Source organism: Vibrio sp. Evd11 (genome assembly GCF_900382755.1).
In the GTDB taxonomy this organism is placed as follows: domain Bacteria; phylum Pseudomonadota; class Gammaproteobacteria; order Enterobacterales; family Vibrionaceae; genus Vibrio; species Vibrio lentus.
Genome location: NZ_OSDX01000041.1, coordinates 25,995 through 45,844, shown reverse-complemented (window position 1 = coordinate 45,844; position 19,850 = coordinate 25,995). Strand labels below are relative to the sequence as shown.

The window sequence follows — 19,850 nt, the reverse complement described above, 5'->3', positions numbered from 1 at the left end:
ACCAGAATACCGGTACCCACTAGCTAACCAGAATACCAGTACCAAGTACGGCAACAATGGCTCCTATCCAAGCGTAGGCGTTCGGTCTCTGCTTGGTGTACAGCCAGAGTATTGGTAACAACATGATTGGCGTGGTTGAAGATAACAGTGCGACCATGCCGACATTGCCTTCCTGCAACGCATACAAAATCAGCGTCATTCCCACGGCCATCGCTAGAAAACCATTAACCGCGGTAATTGCGAATATCTGTTTATTCATTGGGTTGATTGCGCGTGAAAGTTTAGCGCCCGTTAAACGAAACAGAGAGTGAGCAACAAAGGCGGTGATCATTCGAATGGCTGAAGCGGCGATAGGGTCTATGTTGGTTTGCATCACGGGTTTGGCAATAATACCGCCCAGTGCCTGGCAGATGGCGGCTGTGATTCCTAGAGCAACACCAATCCACACCTTGCCCTTAATGGTTTCGAGTTGGTTTTTCGCTTGCCCACGACGACCAAAGAAGATTGCGGTTAATACACCACTAAACACCAACGCCGAGCCAATCAACTCCACAGAAGTCATGCTTTCGCTAAACAGGAAGTAACCAAGAATCGCCGAGAACACGGCGTGACAAGAGAACAGCAAACCCGCTTGGCGCGGTCCCATTCGGTTCAAACAGGCAAATAGGGCCGTATCACCAATGAAGATACCAATTAGACCCGACAGCATCATCGGCGTGACTAAGTCAGCTTCCACACTTGACCAACCGCCAGTAAACCAAGCCATGCTTGATAAGATGATCGCGGTACAACCCATTCGCCAGCGGCTATAAGCGAAAGAACCTAAGTGTTGAGCAGGCTTTACTGACATCAGGCTCGCAATCGCCCAAAGAAAAGCGGCAGCTAGAGCCAACCATTCAAATCCCATCTGAATAACATCCTTGTGTCTGGGATAAATTAGCTCATCAATATGCATCAAACCGAACTGAGAACAAAGCGATTCTTATTAAAGAACGACTTTGTTTCAGTTATTGGTTTGTGTCAGCTGTCGCTTTCTAGTGTGGTTCACTTACTTTGCTTGAGGCGCGCTATACCTTAAAGCGTTCCACATCTCGGCGCATCGACTCAGCAGCGTTGCTCATTTCATTTGAACTATTGCGGCTGCTTTCCGCTTGTTGTGCTAGATCGTCAGAGGCATCTTTGATTCCTTGCGTATTGCGGCTGATGTCCTCGCTTACCGCGCGTTGCTCTTCTGCAGCACTCGCAATTTGCAGCGCCATGTCGTTGATTTCAGTGATGGCTTGCGTGATTTTAGTCAGGCTGCCATGGGCTTGTTCTGCGAAGCCAACACTGTTTTCTGCTAACTGAGTGCTGGTGGTCATGCTTTCAACGGCATGCTCGGTATTCTTCTGTAGCGTATCAATCATCACGCGGATTTCTTCGGTCGAGCCGTGCGTTCTTTGGCTTAGCACTCGCACTTCATCGGCCACAACCGCAAATCCACGACCTTGTTCACCCGCTCGAGCAGCTTCAATCGCCGCATTCAATGCCAATAGATTGGTCTGTTCGGCAATGCCTTGAATGGTGGATAGGATCTGGTTGATGCTTTGAGCATTACTCTCTAATTCACGAATAACATTGGCGGCATCTTCAACTTGAGTCGCAAGGCCAGTAATCGCATCACGGTTTTGTTGGATAACCTCTTGGCCTTCGTTACAAGCGGTAGCGGATGCTTGAGAGGCAGAGGCGGTTAATTCGGCATGGCTAGCCACTTCGGCTGCAGTGGCAGACATCTCATGAATTGCGGTCGCAATTTGGTTGATGTCGTTTTGTTGATTCTCAACTCGAATGGATGATTGGGTCGCCAGCTGATTGGCTTTCTCTGCATGATTGTTGAGATCGTGGCTGTGCTCTATCACGCCCTTCAACATGCTTTGCATCTGGCTTAAGAACTGGTTTACAAGCTCGGCAAGTTTACCTATCTCGTCCATACGCGTGATATCAATACGTTGAGTGAGATCACCTCTGCCTTGAGCGAGCTGAGTTAAGGCTTCAGACAAGGTTTGTAACGGAAAGAGTAGGCGGTTGATCACCACGGTACTCGCAATCGAAATGATGACGTACAAAACCAAAGAGGTCAGCGTGATGAATTGAATGGCATCAGATACCGCAGAAAACGCCACCTCTTTATCGATAACAATACCCAATGACCAATCGGTATTCGGAACGTTGGCCATGTAGACCATTTTATCACCCTGGCCAGGCCAAGTGAGAGTGGTGATCATTTGGTTTTGGAGCAGTTGTGACACTTTGTCTGTTGTTAGCTCTGGATTCAAACTGGTCAATGGTTTTTGACTCAGCGCTTCATCGCTGTACGCAACGATGTTGTTATTACCATCCACTAAGAATGCAAAGCCATAATTATCCAGTTTTACATTGAGCACGGTATCAATAATGCTGGTTACGGTTAAATCTGCTGCGAGAACGCCCTGTCTATCTCCACTGAATGCTTTTGCGAAACTGATGACAATGCTGCCGTCAAAGTCTTGATAAGGTTTTGTAATGATGAGGTCTGATGTTGAGTTGGCATCTTTATACCAAGGGCGAGTGCGCGGGTCATAGCCTGCTGGCCAATCTTCACCTTTATCGCCATACGCGATAGTGCCATCGCTGAATCCCGCATAAACAGACAAGAATTGCCCGGCTTGTTTGGTGATTAGTAACTCGCGGTCAGAATTACTATTGCTTGAAATAGTCGGCTCATTAGCAAGCATCATGTCACTGCGAGTTGAGAGCCAATCGGCAATGTAGTTCGTCGTGCCGACACTGACATTTTTCATTTCTTGGTTAATCGCGACTTCAGTCTCTTGAGTCAGCTGATTGACCGATATCCAAGCTTGAGCGCCACTTACGACGGCGATAATGACCGCAATTGCGATCTGAATTTTAAACTTAATAGTATGTCTCAAGGTCTATTCCTCTCTATTAGACAAAAAACTAACGACAGTGACGTACTTGATGGTGAATTGGTGTGTCTCTGATGCGTGTATAGTGCCGTTGTCTTGATGTTTGTAAATATGCTTAAAATCAAAAATTTAAAATGACTTATCGTTATTTTTAATAAACCGTGAAGTAGAATCACAATTGTCTATCGATTAAAAACGGATAAACCCTCCAGATAGCGAAATCATGATTGCTATCTGGAGGGTTGTAGTGAGAAGTTAACGTGCTAGGTGATAATAAACAGGGCGAGGTAGACCATCAGCAAGCCGACGATCCCTAAGATGATACCCATTTTCGCCATGTCTTTACTTTCGATAAGCCCGGTCGAGTAGGCCAACGAGTTTGGTGGTGTCGATACTGGAAGAATCATACCGAGTGATGCGGAGAAGGCGACCACAACCAGTAAGCCTTGTAAGCCGCCAATCGCGACCAAACTTTCCATGGATGCGCCAATCGCAGCTGCTATCGGCATCAACAAGTTGGCAGTCGCGGTGTTCGACATGAAGTTCGCCATTAACCAACACACGATAGATAGTGTCAGTACCACAGCAGCAGGCGAGAGCGATTCATAATCAATCGCGTGCGCTAATGCTGCAGCTAGTCCTGTTTTGTCCAAGCCAATACCAATCGCAATGCCCCCTGCCACTAACCACAATACATCCCAGTTAATCAGCTTGAGCTCTTCTTTGCCCATGATGCCGGTCAGAGTGAACACCGCCAGTGGAATGATCGAGACCACATAAGTGTTCATGCCGTGCAGTTTGGTGGTCATCCACAATAAGATTGTCGCAGCGAAGGTGACGTAAACGACGATCGCTCGCCAACTTTTTCTAAATTGACCATCAAGCTTAAGGACCATATTTCTTTCTTTCGAAGGGAAGAGTTTTTGTAGGAGAAACCAAGCGATGGTCAGTTGGATGATCACAAAGGGTAAGCCCATCATCATCCAGCTAAGGAAGTCGATACTGTTCTCGCCGGTTAGGTATTGCAGTGCGATCGCATTGGGTGGTGTACCTATGGGTGTTGCGATACCACCGGTATTGGCGGCGATTGGAATGCACAACACGAGCGCTTTAATCCCCATGTCGCCTTTTGGCGCAGAGGCTACGATAGGACCTAGCAATGCGAGCATCATTACTGTTGTTGCGGTATTTGACATGAACATTGAGAACACGGCGGTGATCAGCATTAAACCGAGCATGATGAAGCGCGGTTCCGTGCCAAACGGTTTGAGCAATACTCGTGCTAAGTTGTTATCGAGTTCGTATTTGGATGCGGATATCGCAAGAGCAAAGCCACCCATAAAAAGGATGATGATTGGTGACGAAAATGCACCGAAGATGTCGGTATATTTGATTAATTCACCGAGATCATGCCCCACTGGTGGAGTTCGAAATAGATGCAGGCCTTTGTCAGAAATCATCACCAGTTCAAGTGCAATGATCAGAATTGAGGTGGCGAACACCGGAACAGGTTCAAGCACCCACAGCAGGGCTGCTAATAAGAATATCGCCAACAGGCGGTGTTGAATCAGCGTGAGATCATCGATTGGTATTGAATCTATCGGCATGAATAGCACGCCTAAGGGAATCGCAAAACAAATCAACAGCTTGACCAGAACGCCAATATTGAGTTTAGGCATGTACAAAGACCCTATGAATAAAATATCTTCAAATAGAGTAAGTTATCTGGATTTTTGGTACTTGGAGACGGGTTGTAAAATCGAAAGGTTGTTTAAGGTTTCGACAGTTGTTTTGTTTTTGGTCAATCTTTTGTCTGGGCAATTCGACGTCCTGCTCGTTGGGGGTAAGGTTGTCGGTAGTTAGATTTGTTGAAATCTTGGAGGGAAGTGTCTGGAACTAGATAAGAAAAAGGCGCGTTCTTCTCTAAATATAGAAAAATAACGCGCCTTTAAAACTAAATGAGCTAACTCAAACCGTTAAGCTTGGTCTGTGTTCTCTGTTGAATTAACAGCTTCAGTTTCAACGTCTTTACCAGCAATGTGCGCGAAAGGGGTACCTAGAACGGTTTTTTCACCATTCTGCATCGTTTCGTCAAACTTGATTGTATCTTTCGCAAACAGATTGATAACCGTTGAACCAAGCTTAAAGCGACCCATCTCTTCGCCTTTCTTCAAGATGATAGATTTATCGCCTTGTGCTGGGTAATCCCACTTGTAAACCGAGTTACCGCGAGGCGGCGTGATGGTGCCAGCCCATACTTGCTCGATGCTACCTACGATAGTTGCACCAACCAGCACTTGTGCCATTGGGCCAAATTCAGTATCAAAGATACACACCACACGCTCATTACGTGCGAATAGGTTTGGAACGTTCTCTGCCGTTAACGGGTTAACTGAGAACAGGTCACCCGGAACGTAGATCATCTGGCGCAGTGTGCCGTCACATGGCATGTGCACGCGATGGTAATCACTTGGCGACAAGTAAAGCGTTGCGAATTCGCCGTCTTTAAACTCATCGGCTAGAGCAGCATCACCACCCAATAGCTCACGAGCTGAGTAGTTATGGTTTTTAGCTTGAATCAGTTGACCGTCAGTAATTGGGCCAAACTGACTTACACGTGCATCAGCAGGGTGAACAATAACAGAATCACCTTCTGCGATAGGGCGCATGCCTTCTTTCAATTCACGTACGAAGAATTCATTGAATGTCTTAAAGTGTTTTGGATCGCTATGCAGAGCTTCATCCATGTTCACTTTGTACTGCTTGATGAACCAGTTAATGATCGCTGTTGTTAAACCACCCGCTTTAGCAGACGCCAGTTTACCAACTAAACGAGTCAGGCCATGTTGTGGGATCCAGTACTGCAATCCAACTTTAATCTTATCCATTGTATTAATTTTCCAATGCTAATTGTTTTTCAATTAAATCTGTCGATGACGGTTTAGGGCGCGAGATGTTACTTAAGTTCGCGCCAATTGTCAGTAAATGCACACATTTGTTCACAAAAACGCGATTAGAGATCGGCTTTCTTGCTTCGTGAGTACTGACGGTTATCTTTGTTGTCAGCCATTGTTTCAATAATGCGGTGGTAGCTAGCAAAACGTAAGCGGCTAATTTTTCCGTCTTCAACTGCTTCACGCAGAAGACATCCTGGGTCGTCATTGTGTTTACAATCGCGGAACTTACAGCCACCTAGGTATGGCTTGAATTCAATGAAAGCATCTGTGACTTCATCGGGTTCTAAATGCCATAGGCCGAATTCACGTACCCCAGGGGAATCGATAAGATCACCACCAGAAGGGAAGTGATACAAACGCGCTGCTGTGGTGGTGTGTTGACCCAGTCCTGAGTTTTCAGAAACTGCACCTTCTTCAATGTCCAATGTTGGCATCAGTGCATTCACTACGCTGGATTTACCTACGCCAGATTGACCAACGAAAATATTGATACGATCTTTCAGTTCAGCTTCCAACTCTTTGATGCCGTAACCCGACTCTTTACTCACGAACATGACTTTATAGCCGATTTTCTCGTATATCTTCAGTGTTTCTCGGTATTCGCTAATTTGTTGCTCTGTCAGCAAGTCGACTTTATTGAGTACAACTAAAGGCGCAATATTCACCGTTTCAGAGGCGATCAAGTAGCGGTCGATGATATTAAGTGATAGCTCTGGTAGTACAGCTGAAACGATAACCATTTGGTCTACGTTTGCGGCAACCGGTTTTAGGCCGTCATAGTAGTCAGGACGAGTTAGCATTGATGTTCTAGGCTCAACGGCTTCGACAACACCAGAGATGCCAGCCATTGACTCAAGCCCTGCGCGCCAAGTTACTTTGTCTCCGGAAACTAATGTTTCGATACTACGACGCAAGTTACAACGGTGAACTTCGTTGGTTTCAAGATCTTCGATATCAGCATGTTGACCAAAGCGCGTAATCACGAGCCCGCTTTTTGTTCCGCCAAGCATGTTCTCATCCCACTGGATAGAATCTTCTTTCTTGAGTCGCTTGTTCTGGTTGCTACGTACGCGACGTACCTGACCTTTGGTTAACTTCTTTTTTTTAGCCACAATTTTTCACTTAACACATCTAACTTGATGATTGAGGACTCAAACAGGATGTTATTGGTGCCACTGATTTCGATGGCCCTAAAGCTAGTTTGAGTATAGTTATTTGGGTATAGTACCTCTTTTACACATAAACAAATAGGCGACGCCTTATGTCCTTTAGCGATCAGAACCTTATTTGGGTTGATCTAGAGATGACAGGACTAGATCCTGAAACTCATAAAATTATTGAAATTGCCTCTATCGTTACAGATAGTGAGCTCAACATTCTGGCTGAAGGGCCTGTTTTGGCCATTCACCAACCTCAGAGTGAACTGGATAAGATGGATGAGTGGTGTACGACGACTCATACTGGCAGCGGTTTAGTAAAGAGAATTCAAGAAAGCACCGTTTCAGAGCAAGACGCAATCAAACAAACAATTGAGTTTCTTGAAAAGTGGGTACCGAAAGGTAAATCGCCTATTTGTGGTAACAGCATTGGCCAAGATCGCCGTTTTCTATACAAGCACATGCCAGAGTTGGAAGAGTACTTCCACTACCGCTATGTCGACGTAAGCACTCTGAAAGAACTTGCGCGTCGTTGGAAACCTGAAGTACTCGATGGTTTTTCTAAATCAGGAAGCCACCTTGCACTAGACGATATTCGAGAGTCGATTGCAGAGCTTCAGTACTACCGAAAAACAATCATTAGCATCTAATCTGATTGAATGATCACGTTTATCTAACTTTTCAGGTACATACAGGGCATTTTTTTTGCAATTTTGTGTGCTTTTTCAGCAGTTGAGTAAAAACTTGCTGATTTTTGCATTAAGGACTTGCATCACAAAAAAATGCTCTTATAATTCGCAGCCCTGAACGGCGAAAGACGTTTTCAGATTGCGATACTAGCTCAGTTGGTAGAGCGCAACCTTGCCAAGGTTGAGGTCATCGGTTCGAACCCGATGTATCGCTCCAAATTCTCTCTTTTTTAGAGAACAGTTTCATTGTCTTAAACAATGCATCCGGACGCGGGATGGAGCAGTTTGGTAGCTCGTCGGGCTCATAACCCGAAGGTCGTCGGTTCAAATCCGGCTCCCGCAACCACATTACAGTTGAACGTTGATTTGATGCTTCTTAGCAGACAAGATGAACGGTTAGCTTATGCGATACTAGCTCAGTTGGTAGAGCGCAACCTTGCCAAGGTTGAGGTCATCGGTTCGAACCCGATGTATCGCTCCAGTTTACTCTTCATGGTAAACAAAACTCTTTAAACCACAGCGTTTAAAGACGACCTTACCGGTCACGTTCTTTCTTTAATGCTGCGAAGCATAATCCCCCAAAAAAGCAAATAATCCTCCATCATGGTGGATATTTTTTTGTCTTAAATTTTTCTTAGCAACTGGAATGCTAGTAAACATCAGGTCTCTGAAGCAGATACTTGAGGTTTTTCACATCTATAAACAGACTTATCCACAAAATGTTAGGTGTGGATAACTTGGTTGATAAAGTTATTTCAGACTTAATTCTTTACATATCTCAAAAAGATCTTTCTTTATTTCAATGCGTTAGTAAAACACAGCTCTCTGTAACTTGTTGTTTTATATTGGATTGTGACTTGGCTTGTGATTGAGCTAAAGATCGTTAACTTGTTGTTTTTTGATCTTAATCATTTATGGGCTTTGTGTTTAACTTTATGTGGGTGTTGAAAGTTTACGAAATATTTTAATTTTTTCCACATTGCCAAAATTGAGAACAAGGTCAAACATTGTTCTAATATTATGTGTAATGGGTTGTCTTAAATATTGGACTATTTAGGCAGGTTAACTAGCCAATCGTTGGTGCTTAAAGGGCTAGGCGTCTCTTGGCAGGCCTTTCTCAACAATGCGTATTAGTCGGTGCTTTTTGGTGGAGATTTTGCTGCTATTTTTTTGCACGCCGCTAGCGTTGGGTAACTGTTGTAGTTGTTTATTCAAAGCCCATTCAATATGCACATCCAACATGTCGTTTTTGCCTTGATGAGATTCTAGTGTTTCAACAATGCGTTGTTGAAATGGCGCATTGCCCATAGCAACAAAGATATTGCGCAACCACTGGGTGTGGCCGATACGTCTTATTGCTGAGCCTTCCATTTTCTTTAGGAAGGTGGCTTCGTCCCAACTTGAAAGTGAAATGAGATCGGCCTCTTGGAAATCCTCTCTACGATGAAAGTCTGTTTGCTCTGTGAGTTCGGCATGACGATTCCACGGGCAAACTAACTGACAGTCATCACAACCATAAATACGGTTACCAATTGCGTCTCTAAATTCTTCTGGGATCACACCATCGTATTCAATGGTTAAGTACGAAATACACTTACGCGCATCGACAACACCGTCGGCGATAATGGCACCCGTTGGGCAGGATGTGATACATGCGGTACATTTCCCACACTCATCGACACTCGGTGTATCGACTGGCAGAGGAATGTTAACCAACAGCTCGCCTAGGAAGAACCAAGACCCTGCGTCTTTATCTAGAATTAACGAGTGTTTACCAGTCCAGCCTAATCCCGCTTTTTGAGCTAATGGTCTTTCTAAAATAGGCGCTGAATCCACAAAAGGACGTGAGTCAAATTCCTCAACTTCTTTTTCAATTCTTTGTCCCAGCTTTTTCAACTGGTTACGGAACAATTTGTGATAATCGCGGCCTAAAGAATAACGGCTGATATAGCCCTGAGTGGTATCGTTTAGGTTGGATGCAAACTGAGCTTCTGGTGGTAGGTAATTCATTCTAGCGCTGATTACTCGAATGGTCCCTGGGTGAAGTTCATCTGGACGCGCACGCATCATTCCATGCCGAGCCATCCAATCCATCTCGCCGTGATTGCCAGCATCTAGCCATGCTTGAAGAGGGGCTTCGTGTTCACTCAAATCGACATCGCAGATGCCAACTTTTTGAAAGCCGAGCTCTTTTCCCCAGATTTTAATTTGTTCAGCAAGATGGTCTAGATTCATGGCTTAATTCTTATTTTCTCTGTTTTACAATTAGAGATAAGGCTAATTAAAATTAGGTTCGGCAAAAATGGGGGCGGATCTTAACGGATCTTTACGATATTAACCAGAACAGACGTGTTTTGAGCAGTATTTTTCATAGAACTTACACTTGAGTGCTTGTCTCCCAAAAGCATCACGGTTTACTATTCTTGTTCTTTTGATTTTTATATAGTCAACGATCGATTTTTAGAGAACGTATTCATGAGCACGAAACAATTTACTTTGAAAGATGAACAAGCAACGATTCAACTAGGAACGGAGCTTTCTAATCTTTGCTCACAGCAGACGACTATTTATCTGCATGGTGATCTTGGCGCAGGAAAAACGACGTTCAGTCGTGGCTTTGTAAAAGCACTTGGCCATCAAGGAAATGTAAAGAGCCCAACGTATACTCTAGTTGAACCTTACCAACTTGCAGATTGGCAGGTGTACCACTTTGACCTTTATCGTTTGGCCGATCCTGAAGAGTTAGAGTTCATGGGCATCCGTGATTACTTTACTCCAGACGCTATTTGTTTGGTTGAATGGCCTGAGAAAGGTTATGGGATGCTACCTGAAGCAGATTTGGATATTGATATTCGTTACCAAGACGATCACCGTATTGTTTCTTTAACCTCTAATAGTGAATACGGACAGCGCTTACTTAGTCAGTTGGAGTTATGTTGATTTCTAAACGCCTTTTTTCATCAGTAGCCGTAATGGCTGCTGTTTTTTCTTTACTGTTTTCTTCACTTGTTTCTGCAAACTCACTGAAAGGGTTGAGGGTTTGGCCTTCACCTGAAGAAACTCGTGTGGTTATCGACCTTAAATCAGAAGCGGACTTTAGCTATTTTACTTTGAGTAGCCCAAGTCGTTTAGTTGTCGATTTAAAACATACCAACCTTGCGACCAAGTTACCTGTTGTGGTGAAGGACAGTCCCGTTCTGTCGAAAGTTCGTAAGAGCTCCCCGCCAGACAAAAACACCTATCGCTTGGTTTTCGAGTTGAAGAAATCCTCTAAAGCCGATTTGTTTAAACTGAGCCCGACTCCTGGTGGTCAGTATGGGCACCGTTTGGTGATTGACTTCCCTCATGGTGCGACAAGTAAGGGAACAACATCGAAGCCGAGTAAGCCAACAGTTAACAAAAATATTAATCAGGTTAAACGTCAGAAAGACATTCTGATCGTGATTGACCCTGGCCACGGCGGTGAAGATCCTGGTTCAATCGGCCCATCTCGTAAATATGAAAAGAATGCGACTCTGAGTATCTCTCGCAAGCTTGCTGCACAGTTGAATGCGGTCCCGGGGATCAAAACTCGTATGACTCGCAATGCCGACTACTTTGTAAACCTTAACCGACGTGTTGCGATTGCTCGTGAAAATGAAGCTCACTTGTTTATCTCTATTCACGCGGATGCGTTTACGACTCCTCAGCCACGAGGTGGTTCGGTGTTTGTGTTGAATACTCGACGCGCCAATACGGAGATTTCACGCTGGATCGAGAACAAAGAGAAACAGTCTGAATTGCTCGGTGGTAGCGGTGCCGCTTTCACTGGCAACATTGATGATAAAAACGTAAACCAAACTCTGCTTGATTTGCAGTTCAGCCACTCTCAAAAAGAGGGCTATAAGCTTGCGACAACGATTCTTTCTGAGATGGGTAAGGTCGCTAAGCTTCATAACAGCAAGCCAATCAATACCAGTTTGGCGGTATTGCGTTCACCACAGATACCATCGGTATTGGTCGAGACGGGCTTTATTTCAAACCCGACGGAAGAGAAGCTTCTTTTCCAACGCTCGCATCAAGATAAATTAGCACGAGCAGTGACTAAAGCGGTCGTTAAGTATTTGAAGGCTAACCCACCTGAAGGGATTATCTTGTCTAATGCAACGTCATCAACAGGTAGCGTGAGCCAGCATAAAGTGTCTCGTGGAGAGTCGTTATCGGTGATTGCGAGTAAATATGGTACGTCGACACAGACGTTGATGAAATTCAATAATCTGAAATCGAGCAGCCTAGCAATTGGCCAAGTACTTAAGATTCCAGGCAGTGCTTCAAGTTCATCATCAAGCAGCGCAGTGAAAACCAAGACCATAACCCACACGGTTAAGTCTGGAGAGTATCTAGGCAAGATAGCCAGCCGTTACAAAGTTCGGGTTACAGATATCAAACGTGAGAACCGCTTGAAATCTGAAACCGTGAGAGTCGGCCAGAAGCTACGCATTACGGTTGAAGTTAAAGATGTCCCTCTGCGCAAACATAAAGTCGCAAGAGGTGACTACCTAGGTAAGATTGCTTCTAAATACGGCGTGAGCGTCAACAGCATTCGCCAAGCGAATAAGCTACGATCTGACAGCCTAGCAGTGGGTCAGGTGTTGATTATTCCGCACAAATAAGCTTTTAACGCAGACATGTTTCCATCAGTGGCAGTAAGGTAACTATAAATATGACGATCAAAATACTGCCAGCTCGGTTAGCGAACCAAATCGCAGCGGGTGAAGTGGTAGAAAGACCAGCTTCTGTTGTGAAAGAGTTGGTTGAGAACAGTTTGGATTCAGGTGCCACACGTATCGATATTGATATCGAGAAAGGTGGCGCTAAGATGATCCGCGTTCGTGACAACGGCAAGGGCATCGTTAAAGATGAGCTTGCCTTGGCGCTGAGTCGTCATGCTACCTCCAAGATCCATACCCTTGATGACCTCGAGGCGATCGTCAGCCTTGGTTTTCGTGGTGAAGCGCTCGCGAGTATCAGCTCTGTTGCCCGCTTAACCATGACTTCACGCCCTGCGACTCAAGATCAAGCTTGGGCTGCGCACAGTGAAGGTCGGGATATGCAGGTGAAACTGCAGCCTGCAGCGCATCCTATTGGTACTTCGGTTGAGGTGTTGGATCTGTTCTTCAATACACCAGCACGCCGCAAGTTTTTGCGTACTGAGAAAACCGAATTCACGCATATTGATGAACTGCTTAAACGTATCGCATTGAGTCGCTTTGATGTGACGATCAACCTCCGCCATAACGGTAAAATGATTCGTCAGTACCGCGCTGCCAAAACACACGTTCAAGCAGAAAAGCGCATCGCAGCGGTATGTGGTAATCCTTTTGTTCGTCATATGCTTAAGATTGAGCTAGAACATCAAGGTCTAAAACTTCATGGCTGGATCACCACGCCAGAAGGAGCAAGACAACAAAGCGATCTGCAATACTGCTATGTGAACGGCCGTATGATGCGAGATAAGCTGATCAATCATGCGATTCGTCAAAGCTATGAGACCAGCCTACGCCCAGACCAATTTGCAACTTATGTGTTGTTCATTGAACTAGACCCGCATCAAGTCGATGTGAATGTTCACCCTGCCAAACATGAAGTGCGCTTCCATCAAGCCCGCCTTGTACACGACTTTATCTACCAAGCGTTGAGTGATGGCTTAGCACAAAGCAAACAAATTGATGCAGCACCGATCAATCAATCGGCTTTTCATCAGTCAGAAGCCCCAAATTATCAGCAAGATGGTTCGATGTCTGAAACGGGGGATGTTGCGAGTTTTTCTGAGCCAGAAAGTATAACGCCGACTCATTCGGATCAAACACAGATCTCTGAGAGGCTGCGACACGCCATTGAGCAGACGCCAGCCTACCCAAGAAAAGCCGAATCTGAGCAGGTTTATGATAACCCTCAGCACAGCGTTAATGATGCTGGGCAGCACTATAGCTCACCAGAGAACAGAGGTTCATCGTCTAGCAGAAGCTCTTCAACCAACTTAGATTCGTCAACTAACATGAGTTCAGCTAGCACAGGCTCGTCGGCTCGCGAAACCAGCTTTACAGGTTCTCCTCGTCAAGAGTGGATAGAGTCTCGACCTGCTCCGAGAAAAGAAAAAGAACCCAACCAACATCATGCTGACCCCGCGCCTTCAAAGCGTGAAGTTAAAGCCTACAAAGAGCTGTTGAAAACGCCAGATTTTGATGATCAAGTTGTACAGTCTTCACTTTCTCAAGAGCATGTAGCACCAGTAGAAACCAAAGACAACATAGAAAATATAGAAAATATAGAAAATAAAGGAAATATAGAAGCTAAGCCTGCTCAACAGAATCCTGTTCATTTAAAGCCAAGAGCACCTGTGACGGACTTAGGCAAAGCAGTCTCGGTAGTGGAACGTCAGTATCTTGTGATGGGGAACAAAAACGGCAGCGTATTAGTGTCTTTAGCCAAAGCGGAATTGCTACGTGTGATTGGCCAGCTTGATACTCGAGAAGGGGCATTAAAAAGCCAGCCGTTATTGGTGCCTTTATCAATCAAATTAGGCGCTGATTTAGTCGGTGTCGCTAAGGCGCTAAGTCCAATGCTGTCCGTGCTTGGTATCGAGCTTAAAGCTAGGAATAACGAAGCGATAATGGTGATGGGAGTGCCTTCTCCTTTGAGGCAGCAAAACTTACAAATTTTGATCCCAGATCTGTTATCGTACGCGGCTTCAATAAACGCTCAGGCCTCGGAAACTCAAGGTCACAGCTTTTCTAACGATACGTTGCCATTACTGGTTAACTGGATCGGGATTCAGACAGCACAAGTAAAAAACGACTACACTTTATCTGAAGCGGTTCAACTAGTTGGGGAACTTGAGCAACTTTGGCATGGTCTACTTCCATTAGATGATCCCGAATTTGTTAATCCTATCGACTTTTCAGCGACCATCGCAGCTTTTATGGCTTAGTTGTTTATCGATTTAAAGACTCAAGTTTATTGACGGTTTAACTTTTTGCGACGACATTGATCTTCGCAACGATACGTATTTTTGCGACAAAAAAGCCCTTTGCTATAAAGCGCTATAACAGAGAAACCAATACAAAATATCATGACTGAAAAATTACCTTTAGCGTTGTTTTTAATGGGCCCAACGGCATCAGGAAAAACAGACTTAGCTATCCGCTTACGTCAGAAGTATCCGGTAGAGATCATCAGTGTCGATTCGGCATTGATCTATAAAGACATGGATATCGGCACCGCTAAACCGGATGCAGAAGAGCTTGCGCTCGCGCCTCATCGCTTGATTGATATTCTTGATCCAAGCGAAGCGTATTCTGCGGCAGATTTTCGTCGTGATGCGATCAATGAAATGAATGCCATTGTAGCGGAAGGTAAAATCCCGCTACTTGTTGGTGGCACAATGCTTTACTACAAGGCATTGTTGGAAGGTTTATCGCCACTACCAGCCGCGGATCAAGAGATTCGTAAGCAGATTGAAGCGGAGTCTATTGAACAGGGTTGGCAGGCATTGCACGATCAATTAAGAGAGATAGATCCCGTATCCGCTGAAAGAATACACCCAAATGATCCACAAAGGCTTTCAAGGGCATTGGAAGTTTACCGAATTTCGGGTAAAACATTAACAGAGCTAACTCAAACGAAAGGCGATAGCCTGCCATTTCGTGTAAAACAATTTGCAATAGCTCCCAAGGAAAGGAAAGAACTCCATCGCCGCATTGAGCTGCGTTTCGAAAAGATGATAGAAGCGGGTTTTGAAGATGAAATGAAGGCGTTGTACGCCAGAGAAGATCTTCATCCTGAACTGCCATCGATCCGATGCGTTGGTTATAGGCAGATGTGGGATTATTTAGATGGGAATTGTGATTTAGACGAAGCGGTTTTCCGTGGTGTCTGTGCAACCCGTCAATTGGCCAAGCGACAAATCACCTGGTTACGCAGTTGGGATGATTTAACTTGGTTAGATAGCGAAAACATTGAACACGCGTTAGAAACTCTTTCAGATGCAATAGCATCTGATTAGTATTGCTGTGTATAATGTGATCGCTTTTGCGTGAATATACTCTGGAAAGGATCAGTTATTGAGGCTTTTAAAAATCACAGCCTTTCAATAACAACGGAGTTTTTTTATTCGTTTAGCTCAGATGCAAAGGCCGCACCTTTTTGTGCACCACTAGCTAAATAATTACAACAAAATATAAATAAGGAAAATAAAATGGCTAAGGGGCAATCGCTACAAGACCCATTCCTAAATGCACTCCGTCGTGAGCGCATTCCAGTCTCTATCTATCTTGTTAACGGCATTAAGCTGCAAGGTCAGATCGAGTCTTTCGATCAATTCGTGATCTTATTGAAGAACACAGTAAACCAAATGGTTTACAAGCATGCGATTTCTACTGTGGTTCCTGCTCGTGCAGTTAGTCACCACAGCGGCGAGCAACGTGCGCCATCTGATCGTCCAGAGAAGACTGAAGATTAATCGTTCAAATAATACAGCTTGCGCTGTAATAAGGAGTTGGTTGCTTGTTTGACCGTTATGAATCCGGCGAGCGAGCCGTACTTGTTCATATCAACTTCACGCAAGAGGGAGAATGGGAAGACCTGAGCGAATGTGAAATGCTGGTCTCCTCAGCGGGGGTAGAAACGCTACAAGTGATTACTGGTAGCCGACAGTCCCCACTCCCTAAATACTACGTTGGAGAAGGTAAAGCCCTAGAAATCGCACAAGCTGTTCAGCTGACCGGTGCTGAAATTGTGATTTTTAACCACTCCCTCTCTCCTGCCCAAGAGCGCAACCTCGAGCAATTGTGTAAATGTCGTGTGATTGATCGCACGGGTTTGATCTTAGATATCTTTGCACAACGTGCGCGAACTCATGAAGGTAAGCTACAAGTTGAGCTCGCTCAGCTTCGTCATATCTCTACCCGATTGATTCGTGGTTGGACTCACCTTGAAAGGCAGAAAGGTGGTATTGGTCTTCGTGGTCCAGGTGAAACTCAACTGGAAACCGATCGACGTTTGTTGCGTGACCGTATAAAAGCGATATTACGTCGTTTAGCGAAAGTGGCTAAGCAGCGTGAACAAGGACGACGTGCTCGTAATCGAGCTGAAATCCCAACAATTTCTTTGGTTGGTTATACCAACGCAGGGAAATCAACACTTTTCAATCGAATCACTAGTGCAGGTGTTTATGCCGCAGACCAACTGTTTGCAACCCTAGACCCAACACTACGTAAGATTGAATTGGCAGATGTCGGGCCTGCAATTCTCGCAGATACCGTAGGTTTTATCCGTCATCTACCGCACGATCTGGTCGCTGCGTTTAAGGCTACGTTACAAGAGACGCAGGAAGCTGACATTTTGTTACATGTTGTTGATGCCAGTGATGACCGCTTTCGTGAGAACATTCAGGCTGTTCATGAAGTATTAGAAGAAATCGATGCTCATGAAGTGCCAACCCTTGTAGTCATGAACAAAATTGACTGCATGGAAGACCAAAAACCTCGAATTGAAAGAGACGAAGAGGGCGCACCTCGCGCTGTTTGGGTTTCTGCAATGGAAGGAGAAGGTATTGAACTGCTGTTTGAAGCTTTAACTGAGCGTTTAGCGAGTCAGATGGTTCAATTCCGGTTGTGTATTCCACATCAACATCAGGGCCGTATTCGCAGCTTATTCTTTGAGATGAAATGTATTCAACAGGAAGAGTATGATGAAAATGGTAACTTGTTGATAGATATCCGAATGCAACAAATAGATTGGTCTAAACTTGAAAAAAGAGAAGGGGCGCTCTTAGGTGACTTTATCGTTACCAAAGAGACTGCTACAGTATAACGTCATATCAAATGATGGAGCTTTCTAATGGCGTGGAATGAGCCTGGAAATAACAACAACGGCGATAATAACGGCCGCGATAATGACCCTTGGGGTAAGAACAATAATCGCGGCGGCCGAGATCAAGGACCGCCAGACTTAGACGAAGTGTTTAGTAAACTAAGTCAAAAGTTAGGTGGCAAGTTTGGTAAAAAAGGTGGCAACGGTAACGGGCCATCTATCGGTGGTGGCGGTGCGATTGGCTTTGGTGTCATTGCTGTCATTGCGATTGCTATCTGGTTCTTCGCTGGTTTCTACACCGTTGGCGAAGCAGAAAGAGCAGTAGTACTTCGATTGGGTCAGTTCGACCGTATCGAAGAGCCTGGTCTTAACTGGCACCCACGCTTCATCGATGAAATCAAAGATGAGCAACTGGTTAACGTTCAAGCGATTCGTTCTCTACGTGCTGCTGGCACGATGCTAACGAAAGATGAAAACGTTGTGACCGTTGAAATGGGTGTTCAATACCGTGTTTCTGACCCATACAAGTACTTGTATCGTGTAACGAATGCAGACGACAGTTTACGCCAAGCAACCGATTCTGCGCTTCGTGCGGTAATTGGTGACTCACTAATGGATAGTATCCTGACAAGTGGTCGTCAACAGATTCGTCAAAGCACTCAAGAAACGTTGAACCGTATTATTGATAGCTACGACATGGGTATTCTGATTGTTGACGTGAACTTCCAGTCAGCACGTCCACCTGAGCAAGTGAAAGATGCATTTGATGATGCTATCGCGGCTCGTGAGGATGAAGAGCGTTTCGAGCGTGAAGCTGAAGCTTACCGAAATGACATTCTTCCAAAAGCAACAGGTCGTGCTGAGCGTTTGAAGAAAGAAGCGGTGGGTTACTCAGAGCGCACAGTTAATGGTGCTCTTGGTCAGGTCGCTCAGTTCGAGAAACTGCTACCTGAATACCAAGCAGCTCCTGAAGTAACACGTAACCGTATGTACCTTGATACAATGGAAAAAGTGTACTCAAGTACCTCGAAAGTCCTGATTGATTCTGAATCAAGCGGTAACTTGCTATACCTACCAATTGATAAGCTAGGCGCACAAGGTGGTTCTCAGTCGGGCACTCGCCCTGCAAAAGCATCATCAACTTACGATCAAATTGAGTTAGAAACTCAAGCGGATCCTAAGCCTAGCACTCAAACTCGTTCAGACAGTTCACGCCAAGGGAGATACTAATAATGCGTAAATTAATGATCCCTGTATTAGTTGTGACGATTGCCCTTCTATTGATGTCACTGTTTGTGATTCAAGAAGGCGAACGTGGCATGGTAATTCGTTTTGGTCGAGTTCTCGATGACAACGGCGTATCACGAATCTATGAACCAGGCCTGCACTTTAAACTGCCTATGTTTGATCGCGTAAAAGTACTTGATGCTCGTATTCAAACGATGGATGGTCGTTCTGACCGTTTCGTAACATCAGAGAAAAAAGACGTTCTAATTGATACCTACGCAAAATGGCGTATCGCTGATTTTGGACGTTTTTATCTGAGTACTGGCGGCGGCAATATCATGACGGCAGAAGCGCTTCTTGAGCGTAAAGTGACAGATGTTCTTCGTTCTGAAATTGGTTCCCGTGAAATTAAGCAGATCGTGTCAGGCCCTCGTAATAAGGACATCCTGCCAGACTCTGCTGATAGCGAAGTTGTCACAACGGTAGCGGCTGCAGAAGCACTAGAAGTTGATGGCGAACGCGATAAGATCATGGAAAACGTTTTGTCTGGAACGGCAGAAAGTGCGATGGCTGATTTAGGTGTTGAAGTTGTTGATTTCCGAATGAAGAAGATTAACCTTCCTGACGAAATCAGTGAATCTATCTACCGCCGTATGCGTGCAGAACGTGAGTCGGTTGCTCGTAGACACCGTTCACAAGGTCGTGAGAAAGCGGAAGTTATCCGTGCTCAAGCTGAGCTAGAAGTGGCAACAGTTCTTGCTGAAGCTGACCGTACAGCTCGAATCACTCGTGGTGATGCTGATGCAGAAGCAGCGAAGATCTACTCTGATGCGTTCAGCAAAGATCCTGAGTTCTACGGCTTCATGCGTTCATTGCAAGCTTATGAGACATCATTTAGCGATAAGAGCGACATTCTAGTACTGGATCCGAAGACTGACTTCTTCCAATACATGAATCAAGCAAGCGGCGCTTCAGCAAAATAAGCTGATGCGTTAGCGAATGCTTAGCTCAATAAGCAAAATA

15 protein-coding genes and 3 tRNA genes are annotated in these 19,850 nt (G+C 45.0%); 12 read left to right on the top strand and 6 right to left on the bottom strand.

Annotated features, from left to right (window positions below):
• Positions 1-19: 19 nt before the first annotated feature.
• From ED652_RS16340 to rsgA, 5 genes are all read right to left on the bottom strand, one after another.
• On the bottom strand, positions 20-907 hold the full coding sequence (locus tag ED652_RS16340) for a DMT family transporter (RefSeq protein ID WP_122055494.1): 888 nt from the start codon (positions 905-907) through the stop codon (positions 20-22).
• Positions 908-1,067: 160 nt separating this feature from the next.
• Positions 1,068-2,948 (bottom strand): methyl-accepting chemotaxis protein, encoded by a 1,881-nt coding sequence (locus ED652_RS16335; RefSeq protein WP_122055493.1) that lies wholly within the window; start codon positions 2,946-2,948, stop codon positions 1,068-1,070.
• A gap of 260 nt (positions 2,949-3,208) precedes the next feature.
• Positions 3,209-4,624: a DASS family sodium-coupled anion symporter gene (locus ED652_RS16330; protein ID WP_122055492.1), complete on the bottom strand. Its 1,416-nt coding sequence runs from the start codon at positions 4,622-4,624 to the stop codon at positions 3,209-3,211.
• A gap of 297 nt (positions 4,625-4,921) precedes the next feature.
• Positions 4,922-5,833 (bottom strand): archaetidylserine decarboxylase, encoded by a 912-nt coding sequence (asd, locus tag ED652_RS16320; RefSeq protein WP_122055490.1) that lies wholly within the window; start codon positions 5,831-5,833, stop codon positions 4,922-4,924.
• A gap of 125 nt (positions 5,834-5,958) precedes the next feature.
• Positions 5,959-7,014 carry a small ribosomal subunit biogenesis GTPase RsgA gene (gene rsgA / locus ED652_RS16315; RefSeq protein ID WP_017107428.1) on the bottom strand — a complete coding sequence of 352 codons (1,056 nt, stop codon included), beginning with the start codon at positions 7,012-7,014 and terminating at the stop codon, positions 5,959-5,961.
• A gap of 149 nt (positions 7,015-7,163) precedes the next feature.
• On the opposite strand from rsgA, the gene orn reads away from it, so the two are divergent.
• From orn to ED652_RS16295, 4 genes are all read left to right on the top strand, one after another.
• The gene (orn, locus tag ED652_RS16310) at positions 7,164-7,709 is read left to right on the top strand and encodes an oligoribonuclease (protein ID WP_017107429.1); all 546 of its coding nucleotides are present in this window, start codon (positions 7,164-7,166) and stop codon (positions 7,707-7,709) included.
• 180 nt (positions 7,710-7,889) lie between these two features.
• Positions 7,890-7,965 (top strand) — tRNA-Gly (locus tag ED652_RS16305).
• Positions 7,966-8,017: 52 nt separating this feature from the next.
• Positions 8,018-8,094: transfer RNA gene (locus tag ED652_RS16300), tRNA-Met, on the top strand.
• A 59-nt stretch (positions 8,095-8,153) separates the two neighbouring features.
• Positions 8,154-8,229: transfer RNA gene (locus ED652_RS16295), tRNA-Gly, on the top strand.
• 611 nt (positions 8,230-8,840) lie between these two features.
• Here the strand turns inward: ED652_RS16295 and queG are convergent.
• Entirely contained in the window at positions 8,841-9,983 is a 1,143-nt protein-coding gene (queG, locus tag ED652_RS16290) for a tRNA epoxyqueuosine(34) reductase QueG (protein ID WP_122055489.1), read from the bottom strand.
• A gap of 240 nt (positions 9,984-10,223) precedes the next feature.
• Here queG and tsaE point away from each other — a divergent pair, with 240 nt between their 5' ends.
• From tsaE to hflC, 8 genes are all read left to right on the top strand, one after another.
• Positions 10,224-10,688: a tRNA (adenosine(37)-N6)-threonylcarbamoyltransferase complex ATPase subunit type 1 TsaE gene (tsaE, locus tag ED652_RS16285; protein ID WP_122055488.1), complete on the top strand. Its 465-nt coding sequence runs from the start codon at positions 10,224-10,226 to the stop codon at positions 10,686-10,688.
• Positions 10,682-12,400: an N-acetylmuramoyl-L-alanine amidase gene (locus ED652_RS16280; protein ID WP_122055487.1), complete on the top strand. Its 1,719-nt coding sequence runs from the start codon at positions 10,682-10,684 to the stop codon at positions 12,398-12,400. The genes tsaE and ED652_RS16280 overlap by 7 nt, the downstream gene beginning before the upstream one ends.
• Before the next feature lie 50 nt (positions 12,401-12,450).
• On the top strand, positions 12,451-14,718 hold the full coding sequence (gene mutL, locus ED652_RS16275; RefSeq protein ID WP_122055486.1) for a DNA mismatch repair endonuclease MutL: 2,268 nt from the start codon (positions 12,451-12,453) through the stop codon (positions 14,716-14,718).
• A 141-nt stretch (positions 14,719-14,859) separates the two neighbouring features.
• Positions 14,860-15,792 (top strand): tRNA (adenosine(37)-N6)-dimethylallyltransferase MiaA, encoded by a 933-nt coding sequence (gene miaA / locus ED652_RS16270; RefSeq protein ID WP_102279161.1) that lies wholly within the window; start codon positions 14,860-14,862, stop codon positions 15,790-15,792.
• Between the two features lie 192 nt (positions 15,793-15,984).
• The gene (gene hfq, locus ED652_RS16265) at positions 15,985-16,248 is read left to right on the top strand and encodes an RNA chaperone Hfq (protein ID WP_010434097.1); all 264 of its coding nucleotides are present in this window, start codon (positions 15,985-15,987) and stop codon (positions 16,246-16,248) included.
• Positions 16,249-16,292: 44 nt separating this feature from the next.
• Positions 16,293-17,600, top strand: a complete 1,308-nt coding sequence (hflX, locus tag ED652_RS16260; RefSeq protein ID WP_017107433.1) for a ribosome rescue GTPase HflX — start codon at positions 16,293-16,295, stop codon at positions 17,598-17,600.
• Between the two features lie 27 nt (positions 17,601-17,627).
• Positions 17,628-18,830 carry an FtsH protease activity modulator HflK gene (gene hflK / locus ED652_RS16255; RefSeq protein ID WP_017107434.1) on the top strand — a complete coding sequence of 401 codons (1,203 nt, stop codon included), beginning with the start codon at positions 17,628-17,630 and terminating at the stop codon, positions 18,828-18,830.
• Positions 18,831-18,832: 2 nt separating this feature from the next.
• Complete coding sequence (gene hflC / locus ED652_RS16250) at positions 18,833-19,810, top strand: protease modulator HflC (RefSeq protein WP_076669155.1); 978 nt, start codon at positions 18,833-18,835, stop codon at positions 19,808-19,810.
• Positions 19,811-19,850: the final 40 nt, after the last annotated feature.

What these genes read in the sequence shown, in the direction of transcription:
- ED652_RS16340 (WP_122055494.1), bottom strand. Translation starts at nt 907, where the DNA reads ATGGGATTTGAATGGTTGGCTCTAGCTGCCGCTTTTCTTTGGGCGATT.
- ED652_RS16330 (WP_122055492.1), bottom strand. Translation starts at nt 4,624, where the DNA reads ATGCCTAAACTCAATATTGGCGTTCTGGTCAAGCTGTTGATTTGTTTT.
- asd (WP_122055490.1), bottom strand. Translation starts at nt 5,833, where the DNA reads ATGGATAAGATTAAAGTTGGATTGCAGTACTGGATCCCACAACATGGC.
- orn (WP_017107429.1), top strand. Translation starts at nt 7,164, where the DNA reads ATGTCCTTTAGCGATCAGAACCTTATTTGGGTTGATCTAGAGATGACA.
- queG (WP_122055489.1), bottom strand. Translation starts at nt 9,983, where the DNA reads ATGAATCTAGACCATCTTGCTGAACAAATTAAAATCTGGGGAAAAGAG.
- tsaE (WP_122055488.1), top strand. Translation starts at nt 10,224, where the DNA reads ATGAGCACGAAACAATTTACTTTGAAAGATGAACAAGCAACGATTCAA.
- ED652_RS16280 (WP_122055487.1), top strand. Translation starts at nt 10,682, where the DNA reads ATGTTGATTTCTAAACGCCTTTTTTCATCAGTAGCCGTAATGGCTGCT.
- mutL (WP_122055486.1), top strand. Translation starts at nt 12,451, where the DNA reads ATGACGATCAAAATACTGCCAGCTCGGTTAGCGAACCAAATCGCAGCG.
- miaA (WP_102279161.1), top strand. Translation starts at nt 14,860, where the DNA reads ATGACTGAAAAATTACCTTTAGCGTTGTTTTTAATGGGCCCAACGGCA.
- hfq (WP_010434097.1), top strand. Translation starts at nt 15,985, where the DNA reads ATGGCTAAGGGGCAATCGCTACAAGACCCATTCCTAAATGCACTCCGT.
- hflK (WP_017107434.1), top strand. Translation starts at nt 17,628, where the DNA reads ATGGCGTGGAATGAGCCTGGAAATAACAACAACGGCGATAATAACGGC.
- hflC (WP_076669155.1), top strand. Translation starts at nt 18,833, where the DNA reads ATGCGTAAATTAATGATCCCTGTATTAGTTGTGACGATTGCCCTTCTA.